This window comes from Halarchaeum salinum (assembly GCF_039520965.1).
GTDB classification, from domain to species: domain Archaea; phylum Halobacteriota; class Halobacteria; order Halobacteriales; family Halobacteriaceae; genus Halarchaeum; species Halarchaeum salinum.
The window spans coordinates 1-6,048 of record NZ_BAAABL010000003.1 but is presented as its reverse complement, the minus strand read 5'-3'; the positions used below and the strand labels follow the sequence as shown (position 1 = coordinate 6,048).

Genomic DNA, 6,048 nt, shown 5'->3' with positions numbered 1-6,048 from the left:
CTAAGCTAGTAACGCTCTATAACAGTTAGAAACTCTACTATAGTGTGTGAAGACTTCTATGACACCCTCCTACGACCGGTAATTCTGGACGAGGTACCGACAGATTCCAGTCACCGCGCCGAGGATAATGCCGGCCGTGAGACTGAACTGGATTGAGTTGCCGTTTATACGTAGGACAGTCGTGAGAGCTGCTAGAAGTACGGTCCCTATAACGATACTCTCACCGGCGACTCCGATACGACTCCGTAGAACTTTATTATTGTTCTCACCTTCACTCATAGTAATGTCAATAAGTGGTGTGGTAATTAATGTCCGGGTTGGGCAGAGCGTGTCTAATTCTAGTAGCGGAATGGGTGACCGGTGGAAACGATTCCTGATACGTCCGACGGCGAGACGAATTTACTTTCGTCCGTGACGCCGTAGCCAACAGCGCCCACTCCTTTCTGGTTCGGAACCGTTCCGAAGACGGTGTCAATCTCATTCATCCCAACTGTGACGGAATCGGTGTCCGAGATCAGTGCAATGATGGCGCCAATCAATGTCACGGCGATTCCGATGCCTGCCGACTCAATGTAGATGGCGATTGCCCCTGCTGCGGCCGTAATTCCGATGTCGTTGACTCGCTGGGTAAATTCAACGGCGACTCCCTTAAAGTGGTGCGAGTAGTCGCTGTAAACCGAACAGCTTCCCGTCTCGGCACCTACCTGTTCATGTCGTTCAATGACGCCCTCATTGTCCATCGGTTGGACTGCCGCGGTTGAGAGATCCGCGCCACGGCCTCCGTTTTTCAAGTTCTTATAGGTCAACTCATCCACCTCCTGAACCAAGAAGTCTTCAGTTTCGCTGGTACTGGTACTCGCGGTCTCGAGTGTTCTGGATTCAGTGTTGGTCGGATTAGTGACCTTCCCCTGGAGGTAGGTCGTATCCTCAATCTGCCCCTCTGAATCGTACTTGACGACTTTAGCTACGTACTGGACTACTTTGAGGCTATTAGATATTGATTCACTGACTTTATTCACCTCCTTCACTTCAACAGGCGGACGTGAGTCTCCCGTTGCAGCGGCGAGGCCTGTAAACCCGGTAGCCGCCGTCCCGGTAGCAACTGCGCCTCCAATTCCTCGCAGGACGCCGCGGCGAGAGGCCACCTGCTTGTCGTCCTTTCCACTTGGCTGCTTACTGTGGTCTGACATCGCATCAAGTAGTACTGGTCGGAATCATATCACATCAACTAACGATAAAACGCCCATAGACTGACACAGTCATCGAGGATTGACCAAAGTGTCAGATTGCATTCTGTCTTCCGCTTTTTAGACTGGACCCAGTCGTTATGCTACTGAAACGTGCGATTTCTGCCATAGACCAGCACAAAATCACGCCACCTCACTTTTCAGTCCTAATTAAACACTACCAACTAAACACGACCTACCTAACAGACAGAAGAATATTGGTTGAGCCCTGCTTGACAACCGAACGATGTCGACCCGGAGTACATGACAAATATCGCGCCGTCGCGCCCACTGCCCGTCCTCAGCAGGTCGGTCAAGCGTGAGTCGATTCACGAGTTCGTCACGGGCGACGAGCTGCCGGACGGACGTCTCCCGCCAGCCCAACCGTGGGTCGTACAGCCGCTTCTGGAACACCGTCCCCGACCCTTGCGCGATGTACTGTGTGCGCTTCGTCCCGACGAGCGTCGTTGACGTGTACTCCACACCAACCGGTTCGCGCTTGAGCGCGGTGATGATTCCTTCGACGAATCGCTCGATCGCGAACCTGCCGAGGTCGTTCGGCACGCGAAGTTGGAGTGGTGTGCGGGGATACTGTTCAGGTTCGAGCTCTGCCTCGAGACGCTGTCGGCCACGTCGCTCGTCGTCTTCGTACATGGTTACTAAGGAGGCTCTCTACTGCCCCTCCGCCCCTCACGGGGGCGACAAACCTGCCCGGCGGTGAGACGCGATGTCGAGGGTATCCGTCTGCATTCCGAGTGTTCAATAGTCGGGCGGGTGAGATGCTGATAGCGAATGGAATTCGGGTATCAGAACGTGAACGTCGACACGGGCAACGAGTCGACACTCCTCCACTTCACGGCGGCGAACGGCACCGACGCACACATCCTCGTTGACGCCGGCGCGGACGTTGACCTCGATGAGACGCTCGGCGACGACGAGTACCTGAACGCGATCTGTCTCACGCACGCCCACATCGACCACTACCGCTCGCTCGCCCAGAACCACCGCCATAACGCCCCGATTTACACCGCCGCCGATACCGCGACCGTCTTGCGGCGTGCGTTTCCCGAGATTGCCCAGCACGAGACACTCGGCGACGTCGACAGCGCACTTGACGCACTCACGCCAATCGACGACTGGACATCGATTCTCGATACGCTCGCCGTCCGCCCGGTCTCTGTCGGCCACACACCCGGTGCTGTCGGCTTCCTCTTCCGCGTCACCGACGAAACCCTCGACGGCGAACTCACACCATCCACGAAATACGTCCTTGCGACCGGCGACTTCACCACGCGTCCCTGCGCGGGCTACGCCGGCCTCACCGACGAACTGCCCGTAGATGTCGACGCCCTCCTCCTCAACGTCGCAACCCGTGATGACTACCAGACGACCCTCGACGATGTCCTTGAAATAATCCTTGAGCGCGCTTATGGCGGGTCGCGTACCGTCGTCGCGACGAGCGCGCTGACCGGTGTCCACGTCGGTGTTCTCCTCGATAGCCTCGTTGACGAAATCGGCCACACAGTCCCGATTCGGCTCGTCGGCCAGACAGCGAAACACTACCACAACCTCGACTACGACTGTCCCCACGTCACGGCGACACCGACGTTCGACGCCCCGAGCGACGTCCTCGAACCCGGCACGATCACGATTGGCGGCCCAGAAACGGCGACGACCGGGAGTACCGAGCGCTTACTGCAGGCGATCGATGAGGATGCAGGTGCGGCGTTCGTCCAGCTCACGACCGGCTCTGGGACTCCAGTGTCGACAACCGCCTGCTCGACCTACCACGCCACCCTCATCAACCATCCGTCGAGCGTCTGCATCGACGAGTTCGTCGCCGCGCTCGCCCCAACACAAGTCGTGGTCAAGCACGCCTCTGGCCGGACACTCAACCGGTTCCAGAAACGCTTCGACCGCTGCTTCACCTGGGGGACCGACGACGAGCATCGACACACGCTCTACGCGGATGGTGAGTGGACTGCACCGGGCTGGCTTCACGAGGACACCATCCAGCGGATTCGGATGCGCCACCGCGACGCCGAACAAGACCAATCACCCATCTCGGACGCCTCGTTCAGCAGCCTCACCCACGACGACGTCAACCCAGCGGCGGAGGGTGTCGATGTCGACTACTTCGTCGAGCGGTTCGCTGGTACGGACGCCACCACCGAGTCCCCGACGGAGCCGACAGCCGACGACTCGATACGGGCTACCGGAGAGCGCCCACAGCCACAGGATGAGCCCACCGAACCCACGTCCGAATCCTTTGAAGATGCCGTCCTCTCGCGACTCGACACCATCGAGGCCCAGCTCAGCGAGGACGACCGTCACGTCACGGCCCGCGTCCTCAGTAGTGACGGCGACACCTTCCTCCAAGTCCTCGACGATGTCGACCTCGAGCCCGGCGACGTCGTCAACCTCCAAATTACGCATCCGGAGACAGAGACCGAGTCGTCCGGTGAGTAGGGTGTATGGTAGTCTCCCCCTGTAGGGTATGTACAGAAACTCGGGATGAGACAACTCCCCTATAGATTAACCAACACATCCTCAGATAGTGGGCGACAGAAAGCATTTATCGCGCTCCAGTGTACGGGCTGAGCATGCAGTCGTGGCCGCTGGTTGGAAAGCCACGGCTGACGCTGAACTCCTCCGACGCGAACTGCGTGCCGCACGCGACGAACTCGTCCGGAAACGCACCGACGAGGGCGACCCGATGACGGCGGCGAGCCAGCTACCGTTAATGCCCGAACGCGACGACGAGTTCCTCCCCCTCGCACTCATGAGCGTCACGGACCTCGAAACACATATCGAACGGCTTGAGCGCGACCTCACCGACCTCGAGAACGGCATCACCGACCTCGATGACTAACCCACCCCACGCTCACTCGCGATGAAGGTCTACCCGAAAATTCCACGCTACGACCATCCCGTCGTCCCCGACGACTTCTTCGCGGCGGACGACCTCGTGGTCGTCGAGAAATTCGACGGCAGCGCCTTCCGCTTCACCCTCTACGACGACCGCTATGCCGACGCCTACCCGGACACCGTCGTTGAGGCTGCGGACGGCGACGGCAGCCTCGTCTACGGAACACGCAAATCCATCATGGGCTGCCACCGTGATCCACTCGCCGAGACCGACGGCGCGCTCCACCGAGCAGTCCGCTGTCTCCGCAACGGCATCGACACAAACGCACTCCGAGCACTCCACGAGGAGTACGCCAGCCCGCTTACCGTCTACGCGGAAAACCTCGTCTACTCCACCCTCGACTACGGCCATACCGAACGCGACCTCCCCGCCCTCGTGGGGTTCGACATCCTCCCCTACGACCAGATCGAGACATATACACCACCCGGCAATCCCTATGCGGAGACGTTCACGGGATTCCTTGAGACGTCTACGGCGTGGCGTGCGCTCGATCGACTCCGCGACGAAGACACCCCATCCGAGTATGCGTTCGTTCCGGCGACCATCCTTGAGGAGGACAGCACAATCGATCCCGACACCTACGATATCCCACCATCGTCGCTTACGGCAGACGTCGACGCTGAGGGCGTCGTCGTGCGGAGCGACACCCACGAGCGACGTGTGAAGATTGTCCGCGAGGAATTCCACGAGCTGAACCGCGCCCAGTTCGGCCAGAATCCAAGCGAGGCCGAGACGGGCGCCGAATACCTCGTTGCGACCTACTGCACGCCTGCCCGCATCCGCAAAGAAGTTCGGACAATGGTCGTCGAGGACGGCCGCGAGTTCGGCCTGCATCTCGCCGACGACCTCTACCCACGCGTCGTGGAGGACATCTGGGCCGAAAACTACTCCGAGATCATGCAGCTCGACAGACCACTCGTTCCCGGCGACGTCTATCCGCTCGTCGCCGAGCGATGTGTCGCCGAACTCCGCAAACTCCAGACGAACGCCACCCTCAACAACGCCGACCCCACCACGATCTGGCAATATCTCACAGACTGATGACCGAGTATCCCCGTGACGAGATTAGCCAGCGCGGTGGCGACCCCGAAGCGATCAGTGACCGCTATCGCGACCAGAAGCCGGACTCCATCTCCGTTTCGTGGACTGGCTTCCTCAACACCATCCAAAACGAGGACACCACAATCGAATATATCAACGCGATTCAGGAGACACTCGCGACGCTCAAACGTCGGAAGCGTGAGCGGGACACCGTCATGCCGATTTCTGCGTTGTGGGAGACGGACGCCCAACAGCAGTTGATCACGGAGTACGCGTTCGCGATTCCGACCCGGGAGGCACTCGACTACCTCATCAAGCAGGGGCCACTCGTCGAACTCGGTGCGTGGACGGGCTACTGGGCGTACGAACTCGACAAACGCAGCGGCGACATCACCGCCTACGACATCGACCCCATCCTCGACCCGTGGTTCCCGGTCCAGTCGGGTGATCAAGACGTCCTTCTCGAGTACGGCAAGGCGGAGACGCTCGTGCTCTGTTGGCCACCAGTCGGCCCGATGGCCTACGAGTCACTCCTCCTCCACGACGGCGACGTCATCTACATCGGCGAACGCCCCGGTGAGGGGTTCAAGGCGTTCGGGGATATGCGGTTCTTCGACGTCCTTGACGCCCGCTACGAACACGTCACCCAGATCGACTTGCCGAGCCACCCCGGTGCGAAAGACAACCTCCACCACTACCGGCCGCTCGACTGAACGTGCACGGACGTCCGAACGGCTCTGACGAGTACGATGACGATATCGGCGTGACTTCTCCCACGACTTCAGTCCTGTCTCTTACCCATAAGTCTCAGGAGTGCAGTTCGTATCCCTCCGCCCAGGTCTGAAGTTTCTT

6 protein-coding genes are annotated in these 6,048 nt (G+C 59.5%); 4 read left to right on the top strand and 2 right to left on the bottom strand.

The window, feature by feature from the left end; all coding sequences use genetic code 11:
• Positions 1-338: 338 nt before the first annotated feature.
• Both ABDZ36_RS00220 and ABDZ36_RS00215 read right to left on the bottom strand, forming a co-directional pair.
• On the bottom strand, positions 339-1,190 hold the full coding sequence (locus ABDZ36_RS00220; RefSeq protein WP_148286734.1) for a hypothetical protein: 852 nt from the start codon (positions 1,188-1,190) through the stop codon (positions 339-341).
• 207 nt (positions 1,191-1,397) lie between these two features.
• Positions 1,398-1,880, bottom strand: a complete 483-nt coding sequence (locus ABDZ36_RS00215) for a DUF8030 family protein (RefSeq protein WP_049934116.1) — start codon at positions 1,878-1,880, stop codon at positions 1,398-1,400.
• Between the two features lie 159 nt (positions 1,881-2,039).
• Here ABDZ36_RS00215 and ABDZ36_RS00210 point away from each other — a divergent pair, with 159 nt between their 5' ends.
• From ABDZ36_RS00210 to ABDZ36_RS00195, 4 genes are all read left to right on the top strand, one after another.
• Positions 2,040-3,695: an MBL fold metallo-hydrolase gene (locus ABDZ36_RS00210; protein WP_199897020.1), complete on the top strand. Its 1,656-nt coding sequence runs from the start codon at positions 2,040-2,042 to the stop codon at positions 3,693-3,695.
• Positions 3,696-3,837: 142 nt separating this feature from the next.
• Positions 3,838-4,098: a hypothetical protein gene (locus ABDZ36_RS00205; protein ID WP_020221821.1), complete on the top strand. Its 261-nt coding sequence runs from the start codon at positions 3,838-3,840 to the stop codon at positions 4,096-4,098.
• A 21-nt stretch (positions 4,099-4,119) separates the two neighbouring features.
• Positions 4,120-5,196 carry an RNA ligase family protein gene (locus ABDZ36_RS00200; protein WP_020221820.1) on the top strand — a complete coding sequence of 359 codons (1,077 nt, stop codon included), beginning with the start codon at positions 4,120-4,122 and terminating at the stop codon, positions 5,194-5,196.
• Positions 5,196-5,909 carry a hypothetical protein gene (locus ABDZ36_RS00195; RefSeq protein ID WP_021780750.1) on the top strand — a complete coding sequence of 238 codons (714 nt, stop codon included), beginning with the start codon at positions 5,196-5,198 and terminating at the stop codon, positions 5,907-5,909. Before ABDZ36_RS00200 ends, ABDZ36_RS00195 begins: the two co-directional genes overlap by 1 nt.
• Positions 5,910-6,048 lie beyond the last annotated feature (139 nt).